A 23,579-nucleotide genomic window follows, 5' to 3' on the forward strand; every position below is an offset into this window, starting at 1 on the left:
CCGGGGCAAGGGCGGCGCGCAACGAAGTGGCCGGTTGGGGATGTCAGCGCTACGGCCAGCGCCTGAAAATGCCGCTCCACCTCAGCGCTCGATTCCGCTATGATTCACCGCTCATCCGAGGAGAGCCCGCATGCGCCTGCCCACATTCATCCTCGCCCTGGCCATGGCGGCGCTCGCAGCCTTGCCCGCATCGGCGGCAACCTACAAGACGCCGAAGGCGCTGCTCAAGGCGCTCTATAGCTACGACACCGACAACAGCGACGCCGAGGCGCCCTCGCCCTATTCCGCCTTCTTCTCCGACCACCTGAACAAACTCCTCCAGACCGATCTCGACAACACGCCGGAGGGCGATGTCGGCGCGATCGATTTCGATCCCGTCATCGCAGGCCAGGACGGCGCCGCCAGCGACGTCAGGATCGGCCAACCGATCCTGCTGGATGATAAGGCCGAGGTGGAGGTGCAGTTCGAAAACGGCGAAGAGGTGACGCTCTTCTACACCCTGGTGCGTGAACATGGCGGCTGGAAGGTCGACGACATCGCCAACCAGAAGGGTGATAATCCATGGAGCCTGAGCGCGTTGCTGGGTGACGCGCAGTAGGCGGGCGGCCCAGTCACTTGCCCTTGTGGTTCGAGGCGACCCTGCGTTTGTCACTGCAATCGATTGCTCCGTTCCTCACCCACCATGAGGGCTGATCGGTGTGCCTGTCGACCCGACCGCCCCACGAACAAATCCATGCCGGCTATCGAATCCGCCCGTCATCCCGTTTCGGCACGGAATCCCACGATGGCACAGCCGGGCAAGAATCCGTTAACCCACCGTCAAGTATCTGAATCTTCGGCATTTCCCGACATCGATGCAGGTATGCCAAAAGAATCCCGCTTGCTTTTTGCCCGAAATGCTGGCACGAATTGACTTACTCGGGCATTTGCATGCCGGTGACTGGACTGATGTGGTAATCCCTTCCGTTTGGAAGGCGGCGCGGGAATACCCGCCTACGTAGACGTTCTTTCCCCGTACGTGACTTCTCCGACTGACCCTTCGTCCCAATCGATCGGGGCGAAAGCTAAAGCCGTCCGCTTCCTCTCGGGGGCGCGGATACTACACAGACTAAGGGAAAAGGACGATCCCAATGGCCACCAAGGGCACCGTAAAATTCTTCAACCAGGACAAGGGTTTTGGTTTCATCACGCCGGATGGCGGCGCAAAGGACGTTTTCGTCCATATCTCTGCGCTGCAGGCTTCTGGCATCCAGTCGCTGCGCGAAGGCCAGCAGGTTACTTTCGACACCGAGCCGGACCGCATGGGCAAGGGCCCGAAGGCCGTCAACATCTCGGCTTCGTAAGTCAGACTTCCGCTCACGCGGCATGAACGGCGCTCCGCAAGGGGCGCTGTTTCTGTTTTTGGCGCTCGATTTGTCGATCGCATCGGCAAATGTTATATGCGCGCTTATGGATGATCCCGCCATACGGCGCTGCATTGAGGCAGCGGGGCACCGCAGTGCGGCGCCCGGGAACAACGAACGATGGAACATCTATGACGCAGAAGAGGCCAATTTTTGCGGTCGCCCCAATGATCGATTGGACGGATCGGCATTGCCGCTATTTCCACCGGCAGATCAGCCGCGAGGCGCTGCTCTATACCGAGATGGTGGTGGCCGATGCGATCATCCACGGCCCGCGCGAGCGGCTGCTCGGTCATGACGCCGCCGAGCATCCGCTGGCGCTGCAACTCGGCGGATCGGACCCGGCAAAGCTTGCCGACGCGGTGCAGATCGCCGAACCCTATGGCTATGACGAGATCAACCTCAATGTCGGCTGCCCCTCCGACCGTGTGCAGTCGGGCACCTTCGGCGCCTGCCTGATGTTGACGCCGGAGACAGTGGCCGAATGCATCGCGGCGATGAAGAGGGTTGCGACCGTGCCGGTGACGGTGAAATGCCGGATCGGCGTCGACGAGCAGGAGCCGGAACAGGCGCTGCCCGAGCTGATCACCCGCGTTCTCGATGCCGGCGCCGATGCGATCTGGATCCATGCGCGCAAGGCCTGGCTGAAGGGCCTGAGCCCCAAGGAAAACCGCGAAATCCCCCCCCTCGACTACGACATCGTCTACCGAATGAAACAACGCTGGCCCGATGTCTTCATCGGCATCAATGGCGGCATCCGCACGCTCGACGAGGCAGCAACCCACCTAACCCATGTCGATGGCGTCATGCTCGGCCGCGCCGCCTATCAGAATGCCGCGATCCTTGCCGACATCGACCAGCGCTTCTTCGGTGCGCCTGCGGCCGAACCGGACTGGGAAGCGTTGCGCGATCGGATGATGGCCTATGCCGAACGCCACATCGCCAGCGGCGGCCGGCTGCAGCACGTGGCGCGCCACATGGTTGGCCTCTTCACCGGCCTGCCGGGCGCAAGGCGCTACCGCCAGATCCTGTCGACCGACGCGGCCAAAACCGGCGCAGGACCGGAAGTGCTGGCGGCCGCCTTTGCGGCGGTGGATTTTTCGGGAACAGATCAGGAGGCGGTCAGCGCCTGACGCGAAGCGGCGTCACAACCGCGCCATCGGTAGCAAGATCTTCTTCTCGATCCGGCCGGCCACCGAGAACACCAGGATCTCCGTATCCCTGCCGATCCTGCTGCCATCCATCAATCGGACGATATCGTCGACGCCGCCGACCGGGCTGCCGTCGATGGCGAGGATATAATCGCCCTCCTGCAGCCCTCCCTTTGCCGCAGGCCCATCGGCTTCGACGCGCCGGATGCGAACGGAGGTCGTTTTTGCTGTGCCCGCGGCGAGTGCCACCCGGCGCGGCAGCACAATCGTATCGCCTGATATGCCGATGAAGGCGCGCCTGACCTGGCCATAACGGAGAATCTCCGAAACCACGAAATTGGCCGTATTCGACGCCACGGCAAAGGCGATGCTCTGCGCACCTTGGATCACGGCGGTATTGACGCCGATGACCTCTCCGCCCGAAGACACCAGCGGCCCGCCGGAGTTGCCGGGATTGAGCGCCGCGTCGGTCTGGATGACGTCCTCCATCAGCCGGCCGCTTGCTGCCCGCATCGACCGGCCGAGCGCCGAGACGATACCGGCGGTAACCGTCCATTCGAAGCCGAGCGGGTTTCCGATCGCGATTGCGATATGCCCCCTGCGCAGGCGCTGGGAATCTCCGAGCTTCGCCCAGGCGCCGGTGCTTGTATTGGCGCGAATGAGGGCGATATCGGTATCCACATCCCGGCCAAGCACACGGCCCTCGGTAACGAAGCCGTCGGGCGTGGTGATGCGAACCACCTTGGCGTCGTCGACGACATGGTTGTTGGTGACGATCAGACCGTCAGGCGAGACGGCGAAGCCCGACCCGTGCCCTTGCCGGCCACCCACCCTCTCAATCCGGCTGACTGCCGGCCCGACGATATCGACTGCTGCAGCGATCGATTGCGAATAGGCATCGATCAGCGCCCCATCATTCTGAGGCGCTATGTCCTTATCCATGTAACCCATTATTTGATCCTCAGGCGGCAATAACGGCCGTCCCGCCGCCGGCGAAGCGGTCGCGATTGCGAAGGTTCGCCATTGTGGTGTTGTGTGAGGATTAGATGGTTGGGCATAGACCCGCGTTCAAGTGAGCGCCGGCGGCGGTCTGCAATGCGCGCAACGCAGAGAATGCCAACACGCCTACCCGGAAAGATATGCTGAACTACCCGAACAGATATCTTGAACGCACGGCCAAAAATTGGCTCATTGCAGACATTCGCCCGTCAAATCAGCTGCCTTCGCTACCCATGACGAACCTGCCTGAGGAGTGGAACAGGCCGACATACCGCGGATCAAAAGAATGTTCGCAGCACGAAGCAGCCAGGCGAGGATCGCCAAATCCCCGTCCCTTCATACGAGATGGGCGGTGCTGTGCGCCCGTCGCGCAGAGACATACAAACTTCTGTCATATCAATAGAATAGAAAGAGCCATTTAATTAGCACATCAGCATATTCAGAGCCGACTTATCCCCTAAGGCGCGACCTACTTGCCCCAAGCCTTCGGCGCAACGGCGCTCGTGGCCTTGCCAATTCTGCCGGCAACGGCGCAAACTTCTGACCGCATGAATCCAACCCCAACTAATGGAGCCGAAAGATGAGCACAGTCACAACCAAGGACGGCGTCGAGATCTTCTACAAGGATTGGGGGCCGAAGACCGCCCAGCCGATCATGTTCCATCACGGCTGGCCGCTATGCTCCGACGACTGGGATACCCAGATGCTGTTCTTCCTTGAGAAGGGCTACCGCGTCGTCGCCCATGACCGGCGCGGCCACGGCCGCTCCACCCAGGTGGGCGACGGTCACGACATGGATCACTACGCCGCCGATGCCGCAACCGTCGTCGAGCATCTCGATCTTAGGAACACCGTCCATGTCGGCCACTCCACCGGCGGCGGCGAAGCGACCCATTATGTCGCCCGCCACGGCCAGCCGCAGGGCCGTGTCGCCAAGCTCGTCATCATCGGCGCCGTGCCGCCCATCATGGTGAAGACGGATGCCAATCCCGGCGGCCTGCCGATCGAAGTCTTCGATGGCCTGCGCAAGCAACTCGCCGCGAATCGCGCGCAGTTTTATTACGATCTGCCGGCCGGCCCGTTCTACAGCTTCAACCGCCCGGGCGCGAAGGTCCTGGAACCGGTCATCAACAATTGGTGGCGCCAGGGCATGATCGGCGGCGCCAAAGCGCATTACGACGGCATCAAGGCCTTTTCGGAAACCGACTTCACAGAAGACCTGAAGATCATCACCGTACCGACCCTCGTCATGCACGGCGACGACGATCAGATCGTGCCGATCGCCGACTCCGCCCTGCTCTCGGCCAAGCTGCTGCAGAACGCCACGCTGAAGGTCTACGAGAAATTCCCGCACGGCATGTGCACCACCCATGCCGACATCATAAATCCCGACATCCTTGCCTTCATCAAAGGTTGATCCGTGATGTTACCGGGCGCCGACGAGGCGCCCGGTTACCATGAGCGGCTTGACATCGGCATGACCAAATTTAATCTCCACGCGGCTAAACTGGGTGAATTCCGATGCTCCGTATCAACCTGCTTGCGGCAATCGCCATCGCCATGATCTCCGCCAACCCCGCCTCCGCCGCACCCTGCAGGAACGCAGCTGGCCACGCCGTCAAATGCCCGGCCAAATCGGTGCAGCAGAGGTCGATCGGCCAAAACAGCAAGCTGCAGCGGGGGAAGGTGCGAACGCACGTGACGGATACGACCGGCAGAGTGAATTATAAATGGTGACTGGCTGTTTGCCATCCCACACCCAGTCCGCCGGGCCACGTCGATCGATTGACGGCCAGTTACGCATTTCCCATGAAACCGTTTTCGCCGCTTTGCGTTTAGCGGCCATGAAAAGAGAACGTGAACCCTCATCAAAGGCTTACCGGCAGGATCGTTTCGAAAACACCGAGCGAGCCGCCAAGGAAACCATCGAGGCGGAGCAGCGAGCCCGCCGGGAAAAAACCAAGCGGCTGAAAGAGCTGCGCCTGTCACAGCAGGGCGCCAAGGACCCCGCAACCAAGTAGATCCCACACTCGCACTATCCGATCGGCACGCCGATCGATCTCATATCCATGCCCTGCCGCCCACGCCCGCGTCTTTCGGTGCGTGCCCCGAATTCTTTTTGAATTTCGGACCTTCGCCCATCTTGCAGAGCAAACATCGCGAAATTATCTTTTTTTCACGAAAGCGATTCACGGCATCCAAAAAGGGCAAATTGCGATGTCAGACAAGCTGTTCAGCACACGGGACGAACCGCTCGCCTCCGAAGATCTGGATGTGTGCAGGCGTGTTCATGAAGCTCTCTGTAGCGGGTCAAAGATCGACAGATCAAGCAAGGAAGCCGACCGTCTGGGCGCCCTCATCATCGAGCTTTACCGCCAGGGTGTGCACGACGAAAGCCAGCTCCGATTGCTGGCCGGCGGAACGTGAGCCTGATAGCGCGAGACGTCGAGCTAGCTGCGAGTCCGACACCGCCTTTTCCCGGGCGCGGACCGAGGTCGCCTGCACGCGATCGAAGAGCGGAACCCATTTGCCGATATCTCCGGCCGTCTTGGTGCGTCTGCGTGTCGGTATTGGCCGTCCATCTCCAGCGTCGCCTCATTCCAGCAGGACATCGCCCATGAGGGCCGATTTGCCGATGCCGTGGCCGGATGCGACCGCAATCTGCAGCGGCTGAAACCGCGTTGCGGGATCGCGAATGATTGTAAAAATATCCCGTCGTTATAGAGCGAGTGATGCCGCGCCAGCATATCCAGCGCCCGCAACCGGTCCGCCCGCTTGATCTTCGCCGCATGCACCACCTCCCCCTTGCCCTTGGCCGAGGTGCCGATCTCCAGCCCCACAACGCTTGCCGCCGTCCGCTCATCCCACTCCGAAGGCGCCTTCAGCGGCCCCTGGTCATCGAACACGTCACGGATATCACCAAACGCGACGTAGGCAATGGCGACAAGCACCCACTCGGCGGAAGTCTCCATCTCGGCAAGACGTGGCGCTAATGCTCTCTCAATCTCCGCCCGCACAGCCTCATTCGCATCAAGCGATTGCCATTGGCACGCGACTTTCCGCTATACCCCGTCCGCATCGCCGCGTGCTTCGCATTCAAATCCTTCAGATATTCCGCCACATACAGGCGCTGCTTCGGCGTCAGTTCTGCCATTGGTGATCGTACCCTCGAAGAGAGGGCGATGGGAGCGGGCGATGGTGGCAAGGTGAAAAGCGCGCCGCGGGGAAGGCCCTACGAAGCCAGACCTCTGTCCCTGTTGTAAATCTCCCCCGGAGTCGGCTCTCTGGTCACAATCGTGCCGTCGGAAAGCCGGCGACGCATGACATTGCCGTGCCACTGCCATTCTCCGGATACGCCAGCGAAAAACAGCGCACGAAGCGCCTCGACCACGCGGCTCCACACCGATGGCTTCGGACGTTGAAAACTGATCGTTGTCATTTTGTCTTTGCTCCCCTTCAAAATTATTCTCTGCCGATCGCGCACGTCACGTTTCTCTCTTCCCGGAGGGTGCCCGATCAACATGGATTGGAATGATCCAGCCGCGCCAATATGCGCAATGCCTCAATTCGATCCGGCTCCCAGAAGGTCAGCCTGAGCCGGCCTACATCCGAATCCAGGGAGAACGCCTCGCGGGCCAGCCCGATCTCGGCAAGCCTCATGCGTATGGAGTCGAGATCGGTCATGCCACCCAGCGGCTCCATGATGATGTATTGCGTCGGTTGCGCCATGTGGAAGACCCTTATCTCACAGTATTTGCCGGCGTACGAAAACAGAAACAGCAACACGGCTCAAGGAAAGTCTTAATATCTGGTTACCAAACGAAGTTAAGACTTCGTTACACATGAGGTCGACCGCCGTATTAATATTGAACATCGGAAACCGCTCTATGATTTCAAGAGAGATTGCTATGGCGTCAACGTCCTTCGATGACATCCAATGACGATATCCCTGGCACCCGTGTCAGACCCCGGCCCGCGCCAGCCTCTCGCTCAGCGCCTCCCAGCCCGTTGATTTCCCCTGTCGTTATAGAGCGAGTAGTGCTGCGCCAGCGGCCTGCTGTGTAGCTCTAGCAAATCAGCCGGTAGCGATGCGCTGCAGGAGTAATTTGACATTGCAATTTTCGAAGAGCTTTATTATCGCCACCAAGGAAACGTCCTGTATCTTTTGTGAGATTTTAAGCATCGGGGTGTCGATTGCGGGAGCCTCAGCTAGACGGATTACGAGCGATTGCACTTCTGTCAGTGTTTTATTCTCATTTCTGGCAAGAAAGCTCGAACCTTGGCCACCTCGGAGTTCGGTTCTTCTTTGTGTTAAGCGGATTCCTCATCACAAACATTCTGTTAGACGTCAAGGGACACGATAATCACACGGCTGGTATAACTGTGTTCTTCGCGCGAAGAGCAGCGAGAATTTGGCCACCCTACTTCCTGACGCTGGGATTTTGTTGGCTGGCAGCAGGCCCGTTACGTCTCCCGATGATGCAGGAGTCGTTGCCGTGGCATGCATTGTTCCTCTCCAACATCTGGTATGCAACGCACGGGTCCGAGCCTTGGGCGCTAGGGCACCTTTGGACACTTGCAGTCGAAGAGCAATTCTACCTGATTTGGCCTTTTGTGATCCTGGCGTTGCCGTCCCGTCATTTTCTGAAAATATGCGGCGCACTTGTTTCCTGCACCGTACTCTACCGCGTTTGCGCATTTGCCCTCGGCAAGGTTGATGAAGCCAATGCGCTGCCTTTCGATTCAATCGATGCTTTGGCGGCCGGTGCCGCTTTGTCGTTCCTGTCTGCAGAAGGGTGGAGCGCTCCGCGATGGCTCCTCTGGTTGTCAGTACCGGTCGGTTTGGCTGGATCTATCATGCAAATCGCTTTTGACTTGGGAAACCTCGTTCAATGGGTCGTCCTCGAGGCCGCCCTCGTCTTGCCGCTGGCCGCAATCGTGGCAGTGGCCTCAAAAGGGCAGTTTCTCAAAATCCTTGCGAACAGATCTCTCAGCGGCTTGGGCCGGATCAGCTACGGCGCCTATCTCTTCCATCTTCCGGTCTGGGCGGTTCTTTTTGCATTGAGCGCCCGTTTTGGCGTCGGTGACTTCTTCTCGCGCGGCCCGCTTACGATGCTCGTCGCTGGATCGTTATCCGTACTCACCGCTTTGGTATCGTGGATCATGGTGGAGCGCCCAGTGATGGCTTGGTCGAAAAGGCTGACGAGCCGGCTGGCTGCCGCATGATCGGATAGCCGAAGGGCCAGGCGTATGCCCGACGGATGGTGTCGCACGCTGGTGCCATCAATGTCGCGCTTTCGACGCACATGCCGCCCCCCGAACGAGCCGCCCGACATTGAGCTCCGATAAGAGTAAAGTTCGTCTGCGCCGCGTCGTCGGTGCGATCTTCTCAGACATTCCCGCCCATTGGCGGTGGCGAAGCTGTCCAGCGTTTTAGGACCGGTCGGTTCCTGACGTCCGGTAGTGGTGCACAGGCCTATTATGTTAGCAAAAACGCACATACGCCGCCTCATTCCATCCCAAAATGAAACCTATTCCCTTCCGCTGCGTTACCCCCTCGATACATCCGTTGACCCAAGGTGAGTAAAATGAACAGATTCGCCATCATTGCCCTGTCGATAGCGACGGCCTTCTCCGGAATGCCGGCCTCGGCAGGCCCGGCCTTCGTGCCGAGCCCGGTCCAATCGGCGGCGCAGCCGGTACCGGGAAATACCGGTGCCCGCATCATGACCGTCGGCTGCAATAACTTCACAAACTGCCCGGGTCAGTTCGGTAATAATCGCAGGTGGTATCGCAACCGTCACCACTATCGCGACCGGGATTATTATCGCGACGACCGTTATGGCTCGTATCGACGCTACGATCGCGGCTGGCGCCATAATGACAACACCGGCGCCATCATAGGCGGTCTGGCGGCCGGCGCCCTCATCGGCGGCATCATTGCCTCACAGCCGCGGGCCTATACCTCGCAAGGGTACAGCTCACATGCCGATTATTGCTACTCCCGCTATCGGTCCTACCGCGCCTATGACAATACCTACCAGCCGAACTACGGCCCGCGCCGCCAGTGCCGCTAGTCCGACCTATCCATCAGAGCAAGCCTCGCATGAAATGCGGGGCTTTTTTGATGGCCGAAAGCCCGTTGCACGGCTTCCAATCGCCAGTGGGGCGTGTTTGTCTGCGCGAGTGGGGGCGCACACTTGGTTAGGCGACGCGAACCTAGGTGCTAGATGACGTCTGGAGAAACAGCAAAGTCCGCCGGCCGCGTCGTCCTGCTGCAGCCGGATCTGGAAAACCTGTCGGGTTTCGAAGCGGCGCTTGCCGCCGGCTGGTCTCCCGATCCGCGCCGCGCGGGCAATGAGGCCCATGTTCACGGCGAGCTTCAGCGGCTGCGCCAGAACAGATTAGGGTTTCTCCACGATCTCATTCCTGATGGTAGACAGCGGGCTGGATTCGGATCGCCGCCTCTCACCACCCGTCTGTTCTGGATCTGGGACGGAGAATTCTGCGGCAGCATCAGCCTCCGCTTTCAAGCGGGCACCGAGGAGCTGCCGCCCGAGGTGTCTGGCCATGTGGGATATTCCGTCGTACCGTGGAAACAGCGCAATGGCCACGCGACCACCGCGCTGAGCCTTCTGATGGCTGTGGCATCGAAGGAAGGCCTCGACCGCCTGGTCGTCCTCTGCAACGAGGACAACGACGCCTCGCGGCGGGTGATCGAGCGCAATGGCGGCGAATTGTTCATGCGCGGCCCGCATCCCTCCGACAGGCCCGATCAGATCAAACTGTATTTCTGGCTGAGGCCCGGAACCGCCAGCTGAAATGAAGCGCGACGGAATTCCAGACGGACGGAGCACAGGCCTTGCCCGCCTTTGCTCCGTCCGTCCCGTCAGCCTGGGGCGGGCTGAGTGCTGGTCGCGGGGGCAGTCGGCGCCGCCGCACATCGTCTCTCAATAGGTCGCGGCCGGTTTCGGCTTCTTCTCGGTCCATTGCGGCGGCGCGCCGTATTTGGCAGCCACAGCCCCCATCAGTCCGGGCGGTCGGCCGAAGGCGTCGCAGGCGGCGTATTTCGGTTTTCCGCCGAGCCACGATTTCATCCGCTGCCCCGATGGCAGCGAGATATCCAATCCCTTCGGCTCCTTGCCTTTGATCAGCATGCGGGAAAACTCGCTGCTGAATTTCGAAGCCAGGCTATAGGCGTCGCCGACTTCGGAAACGCGGGGGTTGTTCTGCAGCGAGTTTGCCCCGCGCGACCAGACGATGGCCGCCCGCTGCACGCCACCGCTGTCGACGGCTTCCGCCTCGACCGCCAGTCCGCCCAGGCCGGCCGGCAGCCGCGGCACGCCGACCGGCAGCACGAAACCGGTACCGACGGTCACGACGGTCGAAACACCGGCCATCGCCTTGTTGGTCGGCACGATGTCGGTGACGACCGAGCGGATTGTCAGGTCCGCCGGCTGGCCGGCTGAGACCAGCTGATATTTGTCGCTGAGCGAAATGCAGAGCGCCCGGTCCAGCGCGTTCGCCACCATCACGCGGTCGGCGTCCGATTTGACGCGGGTCGCGGCGTTGAAGGCGAAGGTCGTCGGCACGATACTCACCGTCTTTGCCGGGCTAAGGCGCGTCCCATCGACATAGACGCGCGATTTCGACAGCTTGCCCTTCGGCGCGCCGAGATTGCCATAGGAAGAAAGCGTGCCGGCCTCCTTCAGTGGCACCGAGCTGCAACCGGCCGCGGCCATGGCGAGCGCCAAGGGCAGTGCGAGACACAAGCCTCTCGACGCCAATGGGAAGGAAAATGGGAATGGATTGCTGCGCACGCTGTCTGGCCTCCGTCGCCGATAGCGCATAACCCCTAAAATCGAAATCGATTTTCGGAAGGGATCATGCGCAGTTTAAAGTGCTAGAGCGTCCTAGCGCGTCTTGTCGGACGCGCGGCGCTCTAGTGTCGGGCGAAAGTGGCGGTCGACAATTGCCGCAACATTACAGATCGCTTCCTAGAGCCTTTCCTGATCAGAACCAAGGTGGATTCTACTCAAGCAGGCCTGACCTATGCGAGTTCGATCGTCACCCGCGTTCCGGCAGCACTGCTCTCGATGCTGACCTCGCCGCCATGGTTTGCGGCGACCTGTTTGACGAGGCTGAGGCCGAGACCGGCGCCCCTGCTTTTCGGGGTGACGCGATAGAAGGGCTCGAACACCAGCTCTCGATGTTCGGCCGGAATACCCGGCCCTTCGTCGGCGACACTGATCCGGCCGCCGCCGGAAGGCGAGCGTGATACCGAAACCGTGATCATCCCCCTGTTGCCGCCGTGGTCGATGGCGTTGCGCACCAAGTTGCTCATCGCCCGCGGCAGGGCGGAAGGGCTGCCCCGGCGTTCAAGGCTCTCCGCCTCGCATAGAAATGAGATTTGATAGCCGTCGGCAATCGCCAGCGGCGCGAGATCGGCAACGACCGTTCGGGCGACTTCGACGAGATCGATCGTTTCGTGCAGATCGATCGCCTGATTGTTACGCTCGAAATCGAGCAGTTGTTCGGCAGTCTCGGCGAGGCGCGCGACGTCATCGAGCAATCGCCTGCGGTCCTGGCCCTCGGGTGTTCCGTCGATCCGCGTCTGCATGATCGCGATCGGCGTCCTGAGTTCATGCGCGGCATCGATAAGGAAGTGTTGCCGTTTGCGGAATTCATTTTCCAGCCGGTCAAGCGCCTCGTTGAAGGCAATCACCAGCGGGGCCACCTCCTTGGGGATGCCGTCCAGAGGCAGGCGTGCATCGTAGCGGCGAGGTTCGATCTCCGATGCCTTGCGGGCAACCTCGCTGACACTGGCCAGGGCACGCCTGACAATTCGCGGAACGGCAAGAAAAACCGCCGGCAAGGCGACGGTGAGCAGCGAGACATAGATCGGATAGACGGCGCCCATAAGGACAAGAACGGGCCAACCCTTGTCGGCGACGCCGCCAAACAGAACTCGGAGCTCGCCTATGGCAGTCTCCACGTTTTCAACGGACGCGATCTCGTTGGTGCCGACCGATCCCCTGATGTCTGCGCCCTGGAACAAATGGGTGAGATGCGCAAGTTCACTATAGGCTGCAGGAATGGCGCCATAGGATACCGAAGAACCGTTCGTCGTGGCGGCGACATACCAAAGCCCGTCATACTGCTCCTTGAGCGACGCCAGCTCTGGCGTATCTCGTATTTCAAGCTGGCCCTGCGCATCGAGCGCGACGGACCGGGCCAGTACCGCGGTGACATGATCCTCCAGCGCGACGTTGGGAGAAAGGATCGTCGCACCATAAACACAGAGACCGAAGATCACCGCCGCCACCACGGCGACGAATACAATGCTGAGTTGCCAGCTCAGCCGCCACCAAAGCGACGGATTGGTGTATTGCGCCTTGGTCATCATTCTTCCTTCATGAGGTAACCGACGCCGCGAATATTATGGATCGCGACGCCGGCGCCGGCATCGATCAGCCGCTTGCGCAGCCGCGATATATGCGCGTCGAGCGCGTTCGACTGGATTTCCTCTTCGTAGTTGTAGACAGCCGCTTCCAGCGTCGAGCGCAGCACGGTCTTCTCCTTGCGCCTTGCGAGGGCCGCCAGCACCAGAAGTTCGCGCCGGGGCAGGTCCAGCGGCACGGCATCGACGGTGACGCTCAGATGCAGCGGGTCGATCACCATCCGTCCGGCAGTGATCTTGAGTTCGGCCAGTTCAGGCGATCGCCGCAGCACGGCTCTCAACCGCGCCATCAGCTCCTCGACCAGGAACGGCTTGCCGAGATAGTCGTCGGCCCCGAGGTCGAGGCCTTCAATCCGCTCCTTCGGTTCGTTGCGCGCCGTCAGCACGATGATCGGCGTATCCTTGCCCGTCCGCCTGAGTTCCGGAATGAAGCTCAGCCCCTCCCCGTCAGGCAGGCGCCGGTCAAGCAGGATCGCATCGTAGAGGTTCTGCCGCGTCAACTCGACGGCGTCTGCCAGATGCATCGTGTGGTCGGTGACGATCCCATGTTTGCCGAGCGCGGCCGACAGCGCCTCGGCCAGTTCCCTCTCATCCTCTATCAGCAGTATCCGCATCGCCCGTCCATTGTCTCGCTCTCCCCCTCTGTCCGCCACAAGGGTTGCGGCAGCATTGCGGAGCTTGCAAGGCAGCCGGTCATGCTGCTGCAATTGTTGAGGTCCAGCACAAAGAATATTCGCGGCAGCTGGAGATCAAGATGATCCGACCTATCCTTCGTCTCCTGACGAGACACTTCCTCTCCGCCTTCATCCTCGCCGCACTGCTCGCAGCCCCACTCGTCATTCTGCACACGCTTCACGACAAATCGGCGTTCGAGAGCGGCCTTCTGATGGAGGTTCGATGATGGAGAGGCGAGCCTCAGGCAGTCTCGGCGTCTGCCCTGCAATAGGCCGAGAATGCGTGAAGATAGGCCTGCACCCTGGAACGGTTCTCCGCTGTCTCGATGCTTCGAAGCACCTCGGCTGGATCCAGTTTCATCAAAGGGAGCCGGAGGAAGATATCCTCCGCGAAACGGTCGGTGATGGTCGCAAGAACGGTGCGAAGACCTGCCAGCATGTCATCACCTCGATGCGAGGCGTGCAGCAAGGCGATCGGCTTATGAACGATCTCATCTCCCGATACGAGCCAGTCGATCGCATTCTTGAGGCCGCCGGGTATGGATCGCACATATTCCGGGCTGGCAATGATCACCCCGTCGCTCTTGGCGATCACATCTATGAAATCCCGCACCGCCTCCGGTAGAGATTCTCCCTCGAGGTCAGGCGAGAATACCGGCAACCGTCCGACGCCATCGAAGATCGAAACCTCGATATCACTGGGCGCTATGGCACGGATCGCCCGCAGCATAGCCGTATTGGTGGAATTGAGCCGGGCGCTGCCGGATATTGCGAGAATCCTCATGATCCTAACAGGAATCGATTGATCATGGCTGTCAACGCAAAAGGCCAGGTTCGATTGAGTAACGCCAAAAAAGCGACTTTTGCTTGAACTGGCCGAACCCCGCGTTAGCTTGGATGCTGCTGCCGAATCGGCTGGAATTACCCTCGAGGAAATACACATGACGGCTTTGATCGAGGCACGGGGCGTCAGCAAACGCTTCCGGCAGCACAAGCGATTTCCGGGCTTGCTGGGCGCGCTGAAAACGTTGGTGACCAACGAATATACGGAAGTCCTGGCCGTTTCCGACATCGGTTTCGACATCGCGGCGGGCGAAGCCGTTGGCTATCTCGGCCCCAATGGCGCTGGCAAATCCACGATGATCAAGATGATGACCGGCATCCTGGTCCCGAGCGCCGGCGCGCTCTCGGTGCTCGGCCGGACGCCACATCTCAGGCGGATGGACAATGCGCGCGAGATCGGCGTTGTCTTCGGCCAACGCAGCCAGCTGTGGTGGGACCTGCCGTTGGTCGACAGTTTTACCTTGCACCAGCGCATCTATGATATCCCCGTCGCGCGTTATGCGGATAATCTCCGGCGATTCAGCGAATTGCTGGATTTGACGCCCTTTCTCGACCGCGCGGTGCGCCAGCTCAGCCTCGGTCAGCGCATGCGCGCCGAGATCGTGATGTCACTGCTGCACGACCCCAAGATCCTCTTTCTGGACGAACCGACCATCGGTCTTGATGTGGTCGCCAAGGATGCGGTTCGGCGCTTTCTCGCCGAAATCAACCGCGAGCGCGGCGTCACCATCATTCTCACCACCCATGATCTGCAGGACATCGAGACCATCTGCCCGCGGCTGATCATGGTCGATCACAGCAGGCTCATCTTCGACGGCGAGTTGAAGAGCCTGCGCGCGGCATTGGGCTCTGCCCGGCGGCTGACACTCGAATTTGCCAGTGACCCTGGACCGCTCCCATTGCGCACAGCGGCCCTCGTCAGCGACGAGGGCTTGCGCAAGAACTATCTCATCGAGCGTGAAGACATCTCGCTGGTCGCAATCCTGTCGGAGGTCGGTAGCGGGCGCGACCTCAAGGACGTGGCGCTGCACGAGCCCGACATCGAAGAGGTCATCCGCACCTTCTACCAGCGCCGCAACGCCGACCAGCGTAGCAATGCCAAGGCCCGGGCATCATGAGCGCCTATTTCGCCTTCGCGCGCAGTTCCTTCCATTCGCAACTCGCCTACCGCAACGAAGTATGGGCCAATATCTTCGGCAAACTCGTGCAGGTCTTTGCGCGTGTCGCTATCTGGCAGGCGGCCTATGCCGGCGTCGGCGCAATCGTGGTCGACGGGGTCTCCCTGCAGCAGATGGTGACCTATGCCCTGCTCGGCGGCGCCGTGATGGGTGCAACCCGCCCCGAAAGGATCATTGGCGAGATCGGCCGGTCGCTCAAAACAGGCGATGTCGCGGTCTGGCTGCTCAAGCCCCTATCCTATCCGCTCTATCTCTTCGCCAACGAATGCGGCAGCTTTGGTTATCGCCTGATGACCCAGGTCATTCCGACCGTCGCCTTCACCGCGTTGTTTTACGGCATGCTGCCGCCGGCAAGCCTGTTCGATGGCCTGATGTTCATCGCCTTCTGGGCGCTATCCTTTACGCTGCTGTTCCTGATGTCGGCGCTCTTCGGCCTCGTCGCCTTCTGGCTGATGACGAGCTTCTCGCTGGACTGGATCCTGGGCGCCCTTCTACAATTGTTCTCGGGCCTGCTGATACCGTTCTGGTTCTTCCCCGAGCCGCTGGCTACGATTGCCCGCCACCTGCCCTTCGCCTGGGTGGTCTATTATCCCAATGCCGTCTATCTCGGCAGGCTTTCTACCGCCGATGTCTGGCTCCATCTCGGCCTGGGCCTTGCCTGGGCCGCATTGTTCCTTGCCGGCGTCCTCTGGCTGTGGCGCCGGGCCTCCGGCCGCATTACCGTGCAGGGAGGTTGATCGTGCTCATTCATCACCTGCGCGTCCTTCCGCTGCTGGTCCGGATGCATGTCCGCTCCCAGATGGAATATCGCGGCGCCTTCTGGCTCGACCGTCTTGCACAGATCCTTTCCTATGGCAGCGTCTTCGCCACCATAGGCATCCTGCTCGCCCGCTTCGACACGCTCGGCGGTTGGACCTGGCCGGAGCTTGCCCTGCTCTTTAGTTTCCAGCTGCTGGCTTATTCGCTCGGCGCCGCGATGAGTTTCGTGCAATTGCGCGATCTCGAAGAACTGGTGCGGCTCGGCACTTTCGACACGCTGTTGGTCAAGCCTTTCAGCCCCTGGGCCTATCTGGTCTTTTCCGGCCTCAATATCGGCTATACCGGCCACGTCATCCTCGCTGTGGTGCTGATGGGCTGGGCGGTCCTGTCCGTCGACTTCGCCTGGTCGGTCTGGTCCGTGTCGTTCCTCGTTGCTGTGCTCATCAGCGCAACGCTGCTGACCGCTGCCCTTATTACCATGATCGGCGCCACGGCGCTGATCTGGGTACGCTCCAACCACCTGTTCTCGATCTTCTTCGGCTTTTGGGAATTGACGCGCTACCCGCTCAACATTTTCCCCGGCGGCATACAAACCATCCTCATAACCGCGGTTCCGCTCGCCCTGACCAGTTCCGTCCCTGTCGGCGCCCTGCTCGGCAAGCCGATCCCGATCCTCGGGAATTGGGCTGGGCCTGCATCTCTTGTGGCCGGCCCGATCTGGGTGCTGATATCAATCGCTCATTGGCGCTACGCCACCGGCAAATACCAGGGTGCCGGAGGCTGATCGGGCTGACTGCTTTCCTGTATATTCAGGATGCCTGCGACAACGATCGCGCGCGAACCTCTAGGAATGCCGCCGTCAGCTTCGCCAGCACGGGCGAGGTGCATGTTCCGTTGGCGCCGCCGATCGGATCGACGATGTGGATCTGCCTGAGATCGTCCATGAACTCGTCCCAGAGCGGCGGCCCGCCTTCTTCGAGAAGCTGCGCGCGGATGCTCAGTTCCTCGCTCACAGGTAGATGGCGCCGCCCCCAAGCGCCGATCATGGCGAAGACGGGAACGAGCTGAATCGCCGGCTCCAGGAGGCTGTAGATCGCTTTCTGACTGTGGCTCGGATCGTCCCGCTTGCTGATGAACCCTAGCGAAAGCAGACGCTTCAGCCTGGCGGCGAGAATGTTGGAGGCGATCCCCTCCTCCGAATGAGTCAGAAGATCGCGGAAATGGCGGCGATTGCCAAACATGATGTCCCTGATGATGATGAGGCTCCACCGGTCGCCCAGCACTTCCATCGTCAGGTTGATCGGGCAACCCGACCGCAGTTCGATATCCACGATATTCTCCTATTACAAACTGGTTGCAATATAGGATCACTTATGCGACAACGCAACCAGTTTCAAATTGCAATCATATGGAGGAGAGCATGCCCAAGGTTCGTGTCGCAGCATTTTCCCTTTCCGTAGATGGTTTCGGCGCCGGGCCGGAGCAAAGCATGAGCGATCCGCTGGGCAAGCGGGGGACGGAGATGTTCGAATGGTTTTTCCGCACCCGCACCTTTCGCGCCATGATCGGAAAGGACGGCGGTTCCGAAGGCGTTGACGAGGATTATGCGGCTCGCGGCATGGCCAATTTCGGCGCCTTCATTCTCGGGCGCAACATGTTCGGCCCCATCCGCGGCGAGTGGCCGGATGACGCCTGGAAAGGCTGGTGGGGACCGAACCCGCCCTATCACGCGCCGACCTATATCCTGTCGCATTATCCCCGCGAACCGATCGTCATGGAGGGCGGCACGACGTTTCACTTCGTCACCGGCGGCATCGAGGAAGCGCTTGACAAGGCGGTTGCTGCGGCCGGCGACAAGGACGTGAAAATCGGTGGCGGCGTCAGCACCGTCCGCCAATATCTGCAGGCTGGCCTGATCGACGAATTGCATTTCGCCATCTCGCCGGTCGTCCTCGGCAAGGGCGAAGCGATGTTCACGGGCATCGACCTACCGGCCCTCGGCTTCCGTGTTGCCGAGCATGTCGCAACCGAACACGCCACGCATATCGTGCTCGCGAAATAAACGCGCCCCGGTCGGTATCCTAGGCGCGTCCAGATGGAATACCTCGGCCGCATCGAAGGCGTCCGCAACATCAAGACGAAAATCCCATTGCAGAAGATCAAACAATCCTGGCAGGTGACCCGCTCACGGCCGCCTGCCGGGATCGTTCGGCTGTCACCAAGCCGTGTCAAAATGGCCGTGGTATTGCCGCGGAATGAGCGTAGAGTAAACGCCATCGGAACATCGACACGACCGCTTGAGAGACCATAGGTGCTCTTGCCGCTTCATGGAGGGTACGAAGATGCTCCTGTCGCTCATCTCGCTCAATGATGATGAAATAACCATCGTCACCGATGCCGTTCGGCAATGGTGCTGCGAGAGGAAGCTCGACATCGACAGCATCGAAGGACGCCACGCCATCACCGTCGCCGTCGATCTCGTCCAGATGAACACCGACTGCGACAGGCTTTTTGCCGCGCTGTCGAAGCAACTGGACCACCAGTAGGACCTACTCCATCCATTGAGGCACCATAGCATTCTGCGATGACAGGCGCTGGAATGCAGCGCTTTCGCTTGCCATCCCCTCACACCGCCACCTCGCGCCAGCGCCCCGGAGTACCAGGGTGTTGGGAGCACCGGGCCCAATGGAGCGCAGCCGGAACATCATGCCCCGTCCCGGCCAGCCCCAAGCTGTTCGAGGTAGGCACAGAACATATCGGCCATGGCGTCGGCATAGGCGTCGATCTCGGCAGCGCTTCGGGGTGCCTCCGAGAACTGCTTGCCCACCGTGCCGAGCGTCGTGGTGATCAGGTCGCCGGCAAGGGTCCGGGTCGCCTCCGGCGCGTAGGGTAAAGCCTCCTGCATGAATAGCTCGACGATGCGGTCCCCCGATGCCCTCGCCGCCTGCGCCTCCGGCGCATCGCGATAAAGGGGTGCTGCGTCATGGAGCGCCACGCGCATCGCCGCCTCCTCGCACTCCGAGCGGAGGAAGGCATGGACGAGGCGGCGCAGCCGTTCGAGCGGCGGCCTTTGCGCATCGGCGAGGATGCCGCCGAGCATGTCCGTTGTCTGCCGCCATTCGTCGCTCTGCAGCCGGAAGAGGATCGCCGCCTTGTTGGGGAAATACTGGTAGAGCGATCCGATGCTGACGCCCGCCCTTTCGGCCACCCGCGCCGTGGTGAAGCGTTGCGCGCCTTCCCGCGCCAAAACCTGAGCAGCGGCATCCAGGATCGCCGCCACGAGTTCCGCCGAGCGGGCCTGCTTGGGCTGTTTTCGCGAGGAAATCCGGGCTCTTGGGCGATCGGTCATGGCAGCGCTCCGCAATGCGAATAGCAGATGCGACGAATTACTCGTATTTTTCACTCCACACAAGAACCTGTCACCAAGGAGATATGACATGACGACACTGACCACCGCCCCGCTGGCGCCCCTGCTCGATGGCCTATTCGAAGAGGCCGCCACGGCGACGAGCCCGGCAATGTCGGCCCTGTCAGGTGATGAGCGAATGCGCCTGATCGGCAGCAAGACCGAATATTTCGACCTTTACGGGCGCCTCAGGGATCTCTGGCTTCCCGTCTCCAGGGAGGCCGGCGCGCTGCTCTACATGCTGGCGCGAAGCAGCCGCGCACGTACGATCGTCGAATTCGGCACATCCTTCGGCATCTCGACCCTCCATCTCGCAGCCGCGCTGCGCGACAATGGCGGCGGCCGGCTGATCACCAGCGAGTTCGAGCCGTCGAAGCTGGTCCGCGCCCGCGCCAACCTGACGGCCGGCGGCCTCATCGACCTCGTCGAGATCCGCGAAGGCGATGCCCTTAAGACCCTGAGCACCGATCTCCCGGAGACGATCGACCTGCTCTTCCTCGATGGCGCCAAGGCGCTCTATCGCGATATCCTGGAACTGGTCGAAGACCGCCTGAGGCCAGGCGCCCTTATCGTCGCCGACAATGCCGACCTCTGCCCGGAATACCTCGCCCGCGTACGCTCGCCCGCAGCCGGCTACCTCTCGACGCCATTCGAAGAAGATATTGAGCTGTCGATGCGGACCTGATGATCCCAGGCTGTCGCCCGCCGCCCCAACGCATAGCGGCGGCGGGCGACAGCCCGTTTCATCGGCGCATCTTCATCTCGGAACCGCGCCGTAGCGCAGCCCATCGACCAGCAGGGAAACCATGCGCCGGGCATGTTCAGGCCCTTGGGCGTAGGCGTGCATGCTGAGGCTGGCGGCCGCATTCAGAAGATCCTCGGCAGCGATATCGGTGCGCACCTCGCCGGCGGCAGCGGCGGCGTCGAGAAGCGAGCGAAGGGCGGGATGCAGTCGCTGCTGGAAGTAGGCGGGCAAGGGATCGAAGGCCGGGTTGCCGGAGTGCAGGGCCGCCGCAAGCCCGCGCTTGGCCGCGATGAAATCCACGAACCGCTGCATCCATCTGGCCAGTGCCTCGCCCGGCGCATGTTCGGCTGCAAGGATCGGCGCGGCGTCGGCGCAGGCATCGATTTCGCGGCGGAAGACAGCGACGACAAGATCGGAACGCTCGGGGAAATGCCGGTAGACGGTGCCGATGCCGACGCCGGCCTTCTCCGCAATCTCGCGCACTGGGGCGTCGACGCCAGAGGTCGCAAATACCGCCATTGCCGCCTGAAGCAGTCCGTCGAGATTGCGTTTGGCGTCGGCGCGCACGGGCTTCTCCGCTCTTTCCCCAGCTCGCCGGCCGTCCTCCTGCTCTTTTCTCTCGTCGCTCATCATTCACTCACTTGCGAAACGGAACATTGTTCCGTATATAAACGGAATGCGGTTCCGCTTATGTAACATGGCGTGACGGTGTTGGCCACATCGACGCGCACGAAGTCCGCCTCCCCAATAAAAGGAACAGACCATGCAATACCGCACGCTTGGAAGAACCGGAATCAAGGTCAGCCCCTATTGCCTCGGCGCGATGATGTTCGGCGCCGCTGGCAATCCCGACCACGAGGATTCGATCCGGATCATCCACAAGGCGCTCGATGCCGGCATAAACTTCATCGACACCGCCGATATCTACAGCCGCGGCGAATCCGAGGAGATCGTCGGCAAGGCGCTCAAGGGACGGCGCGACGACGTCGTGCTCGCCACCAAGGCGCATCTGCCGATGGGCGACGACCCGAACCGGCAGGGCAATTCACGCCGCTGGCTGACTCGCGCGGTCGAGGATTCGCTCCGCCGCCTGCAGACCGACCATATCGATCTCTACCTGATCCACCGGCCAGCCCCCGATACCGACATCGAGGAGACGCTGTCTGCACTCACCGACCTCATGCGGGCGGGAAAGGTGCGGGCGCTGGGATCGTCGACCTTTCCCGTTTCGGAAATCGTCGAGGCGCAATGGGTTTCCGAGCGCCGCGGGCTGGCCCGCTTCCGCGTGGAGCAGCCGCCCTATTCGATCCTCAACCGCGGTATAGAACGCGAGGTTCTGCCCACCTGCGAGCGTTACGGAATGGGCGCGATGGTGCGGAGCCCGCTGGCGATGGGCATGCTCACCGGCAAATACCGCAAGGGCGCGCCGCAACCCGACAGCGCCCGCGCCAAACGCTTCCCCAGGCAGATGAACGACGAGCGCCGGCTGGACGCGGTCGAACGGCTCATCCCGCTCGCGCAGCAGGCAGGGCTTTCGCTGGCACACATGGCGATGGCCTTCGCTATCGCCCATCCCGCCGTCACCTCGGCAATCATCGGCCCGCGCACGATGGAGCACTTCGACGATCTGCTTGCGGGCGCCGGGGTGAGCCTGACGGACGAGATCCTCGACCGGATCGACGCGATCGTCCCACCCGGCACCGACACCGGCCCGTTGGAGGCAGCCTACAACCCGCCTGCGGTGGCACAGCCGAACCTGCGCCGCCGCCCGATAGCGGCGCGCTTCGCCGCCTGACCGGCAGGGTGAGGATCCAGTGAATCGATCGCAGGGCCGAACGCCCTGAGCCATGCGAAGGGGCAGCAGCGGCGCCTCCCTCCCTCTTTCCTGTGCTCGCCACAGGAAGGAGGGAGGAGAATGGGGAGCATCTGCGTCACCTTGACTGGTGTTCCGTTTCAAATTGCCGAAGGGCCAAAAACACGAACGTGCGCACGATCAACATTTGGGCAGCACAAAGCGACCTTCGCTTAAAGGCGTTTTTCAAAGAACGTGTCCGGGTATGGGTCATCATTGAAACGGTCGATCTCACTCCAGCCGGTTCCGCGATAAAGCCGTGTTGCCTCGGGCAGAGCGCTATTCGTATCCAGACGCAGGAGCTTGATGGACAGCTCGCGAGCGATGTTCTCGGCGGCCGTCATAAGGCGCGTTGCGAGCCCAAGGCCACGCGCGGACGGGGCGACCCAGAGCCTTTTGATCTCCGCGACTTCACCGCCATTGCCCTTCAGCCCGACACAGCCGATCGGCAGGCCATCCGACATGGCCACCAGGAACGCACCGTGCGGACGGATCATATCCTTGGCGTCGGGATCGCGAGAAAGCGCCACATCGAAACCCTTCTCGAAGCGGCGTGCAAGTTCGCCGTAGTATTCGTTAAGACAATAGCTGGCGTCCTCGTGCCGAGGGTCTTTCTCCTCGAGCACGATCTGCTCACGTCTCAGCGAGGAAGCGACGATATCCATGGCGCGCAGCAGTTCGTCCGGGCGACGATGGCGCGCCAGAAGCGATTTCGCCTGCGCATTAGAAAGCGCTTCATAAGCCAGAAACTCGGAACGGCCGGTTTCAGTCAGCCTGGCAACGCGGCGACGCGCGTCCTGCGGGTTCGACACCGTCTCGATGAGCCCCTCCTCTTCCAGACTGCGCAGCAGACGGCTCATCAAGCCAGAGTCGAGACCGAGATAATCGCGGATCACCGCAACATCCGATTGCCCCCGGCCGATCGAATTGAGGACGCGCGCAGCACCCAGCGGACGGCCGCGTCCGAGAAAAGACGTATCGAGAGCGCCGACTTCGGAGGTGACGGCACGGTTGAAGCGACGGACACGAGAGATAGGATCGCAAGTCATAGTGTCTGACTTTAGTCAGATAATTGATCCTGTCAATTCAAAGCACTCCAAGGGACGCGC

Annotated in this window: 30 protein-coding genes and 1 pseudogene; 19 read left to right on the forward strand and 12 right to left on the reverse strand. The window is 61.2% G+C overall.

What is annotated here, in order from left to right; all coding sequences use genetic code 11:
* Positions 1-130: 130 nt before the first annotated feature.
* The 4 genes from AB8B31_RS12610 (at position 131) to dusA (ending at position 2,536) form a co-directional block, all read left to right on the forward strand.
* Positions 131-598: a DUF3828 domain-containing protein gene (locus AB8B31_RS12610; protein ID WP_018242519.1), complete on the forward strand. Its 468-nt coding sequence runs from the start codon at positions 131-133 to the stop codon at positions 596-598.
* Positions 599-784: 186 nt separating this feature from the next.
* A complete protein-coding gene (locus tag AB8B31_RS12615; RefSeq protein ID WP_261320200.1) occupies positions 785-913 on the forward strand; it encodes a hypothetical protein in 129 nt (42 codons plus the stop codon).
* A 217-nt stretch (positions 914-1,130) separates the two neighbouring features.
* The gene (locus AB8B31_RS12620; RefSeq protein ID WP_003540801.1) at positions 1,131-1,343 is read left to right on the forward strand and encodes a cold-shock protein; all 213 of its coding nucleotides are present in this window, start codon (positions 1,131-1,133) and stop codon (positions 1,341-1,343) included.
* 191 nt (positions 1,344-1,534) lie between these two features.
* Positions 1,535-2,536, forward strand: coding sequence for a tRNA dihydrouridine(20/20a) synthase DusA (dusA, locus tag AB8B31_RS12625; protein WP_018447189.1), 1,002 nt, complete (start codon positions 1,535-1,537; stop codon positions 2,534-2,536).
* Between the two features lie 12 nt (positions 2,537-2,548).
* On the opposite strand, the gene AB8B31_RS12630 is transcribed toward dusA, so the two are convergent.
* Positions 2,549-3,505, reverse strand: a complete 957-nt coding sequence (locus tag AB8B31_RS12630) for a S1C family serine protease (RefSeq protein WP_130652624.1) — start codon at positions 3,503-3,505, stop codon at positions 2,549-2,551.
* 628 nt (positions 3,506-4,133) lie between these two features.
* Here AB8B31_RS12630 and AB8B31_RS12635 point away from each other — a divergent pair.
* The 4 genes from AB8B31_RS12635 (at position 4,134) to AB8B31_RS12650 (ending at position 5,980) form a co-directional block, all read left to right on the forward strand.
* Entirely contained in the window at positions 4,134-4,970 is an 837-nt protein-coding gene (locus tag AB8B31_RS12635) for an alpha/beta fold hydrolase (protein WP_113543610.1), read from the forward strand.
* A gap of 104 nt (positions 4,971-5,074) precedes the next feature.
* Positions 5,075-5,290 carry a hypothetical protein gene (locus AB8B31_RS12640; RefSeq protein WP_115157348.1) on the forward strand — a complete coding sequence of 72 codons (216 nt, stop codon included), beginning with the start codon at positions 5,075-5,077 and terminating at the stop codon, positions 5,288-5,290.
* On the forward strand, positions 5,284-5,574 hold the full coding sequence (locus tag AB8B31_RS12645; RefSeq protein WP_183619336.1) for a hypothetical protein: 291 nt from the start codon (positions 5,284-5,286) through the stop codon (positions 5,572-5,574). Before AB8B31_RS12640 ends, AB8B31_RS12645 begins: the two co-directional genes overlap by 7 nt.
* 196 nt (positions 5,575-5,770) lie before the next feature.
* Positions 5,771-5,980, forward strand: coding sequence for a hypothetical protein (locus tag AB8B31_RS12650; protein WP_018242541.1), 210 nt, complete (start codon positions 5,771-5,773; stop codon positions 5,978-5,980).
* Between the two features lie 23 nt (positions 5,981-6,003).
* Here the strand turns inward: AB8B31_RS12650 and AB8B31_RS12655 are convergent.
* From AB8B31_RS12655 to AB8B31_RS12665, 3 genes and pseudogenes are all read right to left on the reverse strand, one after another.
* Positions 6,004-6,707: pseudogene (locus tag AB8B31_RS12655) on the reverse strand (terminase small subunit).
* A gap of 78 nt (positions 6,708-6,785) precedes the next feature.
* The gene (locus tag AB8B31_RS12660; protein ID WP_130652626.1) at positions 6,786-6,992 is read right to left on the reverse strand and encodes a hypothetical protein; all 207 of its coding nucleotides are present in this window, start codon (positions 6,990-6,992) and stop codon (positions 6,786-6,788) included.
* Between the two features lie 77 nt (positions 6,993-7,069).
* Entirely contained in the window at positions 7,070-7,282 is a 213-nt protein-coding gene (locus AB8B31_RS12665; RefSeq protein ID WP_018447183.1) for a hypothetical protein, read from the reverse strand.
* A gap of 465 nt (positions 7,283-7,747) precedes the next feature.
* Here AB8B31_RS12665 and AB8B31_RS12670 point away from each other — a divergent pair, with 465 nt between their 5' ends.
* From AB8B31_RS12670 to AB8B31_RS12680, 3 genes are all read left to right on the forward strand, one after another.
* Entirely contained in the window at positions 7,748-8,779 is a 1,032-nt protein-coding gene (locus AB8B31_RS12670) for an acyltransferase family protein (protein ID WP_130652627.1), read from the forward strand.
* Positions 8,780-9,141: 362 nt separating this feature from the next.
* Entirely contained in the window at positions 9,142-9,630 is a 489-nt protein-coding gene (locus tag AB8B31_RS12675; RefSeq protein WP_018242545.1) for a BA14K family protein, read from the forward strand.
* 153 nt (positions 9,631-9,783) lie between these two features.
* Entirely contained in the window at positions 9,784-10,374 is a 591-nt protein-coding gene (locus tag AB8B31_RS12680) for a GNAT family N-acetyltransferase (protein ID WP_018447181.1), read from the forward strand.
* 129 nt (positions 10,375-10,503) lie between these two features.
* Here the strand turns inward: AB8B31_RS12680 and AB8B31_RS12685 are convergent, their stop codons facing one another.
* From AB8B31_RS12685 to AB8B31_RS12695, 3 genes are all read right to left on the reverse strand, one after another.
* Entirely contained in the window at positions 10,504-11,403 is a 900-nt protein-coding gene (locus AB8B31_RS12685; protein WP_130652628.1) for a DUF3313 domain-containing protein, read from the reverse strand.
* Positions 11,404-11,603: 200 nt separating this feature from the next.
* Positions 11,604-12,959 carry a sensor histidine kinase gene (locus AB8B31_RS12690; protein ID WP_130652629.1) on the reverse strand — a complete coding sequence of 452 codons (1,356 nt, stop codon included), beginning with the start codon at positions 12,957-12,959 and terminating at the stop codon, positions 11,604-11,606.
* Positions 12,956-13,627, reverse strand: coding sequence for a response regulator transcription factor (locus tag AB8B31_RS12695; protein WP_018242549.1), 672 nt, complete (start codon positions 13,625-13,627; stop codon positions 12,956-12,958). The genes AB8B31_RS12690 and AB8B31_RS12695 overlap by 4 nt, the downstream gene beginning before the upstream one ends.
* Before the next feature lie 140 nt (positions 13,628-13,767).
* Here AB8B31_RS12695 and AB8B31_RS12700 point away from each other — a divergent pair, with 140 nt between their 5' ends.
* A complete protein-coding gene (locus tag AB8B31_RS12700; protein WP_018242550.1) occupies positions 13,768-13,914 on the forward strand; it encodes a hypothetical protein in 147 nt (48 codons plus the stop codon).
* Between the two features lie 14 nt (positions 13,915-13,928).
* Here the strand turns inward: AB8B31_RS12700 and AB8B31_RS12705 are convergent, their stop codons facing one another.
* Positions 13,929-14,471, reverse strand: a complete 543-nt coding sequence (locus AB8B31_RS12705) for an NADPH-dependent FMN reductase (RefSeq protein WP_018447178.1) — start codon at positions 14,469-14,471, stop codon at positions 13,929-13,931.
* Positions 14,472-14,628: 157 nt separating this feature from the next.
* Here AB8B31_RS12705 and AB8B31_RS12710 point away from each other — a divergent pair, with 157 nt between their 5' ends.
* The 3 genes from AB8B31_RS12710 to AB8B31_RS12720 are packed head-to-tail and all read left to right on the forward strand — an operon-like array spanning position 14,629 to position 17,251.
* Positions 14,629-15,648, forward strand: a complete 1,020-nt coding sequence (locus AB8B31_RS12710; protein ID WP_130652630.1) for an ABC transporter ATP-binding protein — start codon at positions 14,629-14,631, stop codon at positions 15,646-15,648.
* Positions 15,645-16,445 (forward strand): ABC transporter permease, encoded by an 801-nt coding sequence (locus tag AB8B31_RS12715; protein WP_130652631.1) that lies wholly within the window; start codon positions 15,645-15,647, stop codon positions 16,443-16,445. Before AB8B31_RS12710 ends, AB8B31_RS12715 begins: the two co-directional genes overlap by 4 nt.
* Positions 16,446-16,447: 2 nt before the next feature.
* A complete protein-coding gene (locus AB8B31_RS12720) occupies positions 16,448-17,251 on the forward strand; it encodes an ABC transporter permease (protein ID WP_130652632.1) in 804 nt (267 codons plus the stop codon).
* A 25-nt stretch (positions 17,252-17,276) separates the two neighbouring features.
* Here the strand turns inward: AB8B31_RS12720 and AB8B31_RS12725 are convergent, their stop codons facing one another.
* Positions 17,277-17,798, reverse strand: a complete 522-nt coding sequence (locus AB8B31_RS12725) for a winged helix-turn-helix transcriptional regulator (protein ID WP_027684032.1) — start codon at positions 17,796-17,798, stop codon at positions 17,277-17,279.
* A gap of 89 nt (positions 17,799-17,887) precedes the next feature.
* Between AB8B31_RS12725 and AB8B31_RS12730 the strand changes: the two genes are divergently transcribed.
* Positions 17,888-18,529, forward strand: coding sequence for a dihydrofolate reductase family protein (locus tag AB8B31_RS12730; RefSeq protein ID WP_047621088.1), 642 nt, complete (start codon positions 17,888-17,890; stop codon positions 18,527-18,529).
* Between the two features lie 280 nt (positions 18,530-18,809).
* Positions 18,810-19,013 carry a hypothetical protein gene (locus AB8B31_RS12735; protein ID WP_047621227.1) on the forward strand — a complete coding sequence of 68 codons (204 nt, stop codon included), beginning with the start codon at positions 18,810-18,812 and terminating at the stop codon, positions 19,011-19,013.
* A gap of 158 nt (positions 19,014-19,171) precedes the next feature.
* On the opposite strand, the gene AB8B31_RS12740 is transcribed toward AB8B31_RS12735, so the two are convergent.
* Positions 19,172-19,816, reverse strand: a complete 645-nt coding sequence (locus tag AB8B31_RS12740) for a TetR family transcriptional regulator (RefSeq protein WP_018242558.1) — start codon at positions 19,814-19,816, stop codon at positions 19,172-19,174.
* Between the two features lie 88 nt (positions 19,817-19,904).
* Between AB8B31_RS12740 and AB8B31_RS12745 the strand changes: the two genes are divergently transcribed.
* Complete coding sequence (locus AB8B31_RS12745; protein WP_113543601.1) at positions 19,905-20,558, forward strand: O-methyltransferase; 654 nt, start codon at positions 19,905-19,907, stop codon at positions 20,556-20,558.
* A 72-nt stretch (positions 20,559-20,630) separates the two neighbouring features.
* Here AB8B31_RS12745 and AB8B31_RS12750 read toward each other — a convergent pair whose 3' ends face one another.
* Complete coding sequence (locus AB8B31_RS12750) at positions 20,631-21,251, reverse strand: TetR/AcrR family transcriptional regulator (RefSeq protein WP_113543600.1); 621 nt, start codon at positions 21,249-21,251, stop codon at positions 20,631-20,633.
* Positions 21,252-21,381: 130 nt separating this feature from the next.
* Between AB8B31_RS12750 and AB8B31_RS12755 the strand changes: the two genes are divergently transcribed.
* A complete protein-coding gene (locus tag AB8B31_RS12755; RefSeq protein ID WP_130652634.1) occupies positions 21,382-22,413 on the forward strand; it encodes an aldo/keto reductase in 1,032 nt (343 codons plus the stop codon).
* A gap of 230 nt (positions 22,414-22,643) precedes the next feature.
* On the opposite strand, the gene AB8B31_RS12760 is transcribed toward AB8B31_RS12755, so the two are convergent.
* A complete protein-coding gene (locus AB8B31_RS12760) occupies positions 22,644-23,519 on the reverse strand; it encodes a bifunctional helix-turn-helix transcriptional regulator/GNAT family N-acetyltransferase (RefSeq protein WP_130652635.1) in 876 nt (291 codons plus the stop codon).
* Between the last annotated feature and the right edge of the window lie 60 nt (positions 23,520-23,579).

The organism is Rhizobium sp. 62_C5_N11_2, assembly GCF_051811185.1.
GTDB lineage: Bacteria > Pseudomonadota > Alphaproteobacteria > Rhizobiales > Rhizobiaceae > Rhizobium > Rhizobium leguminosarum.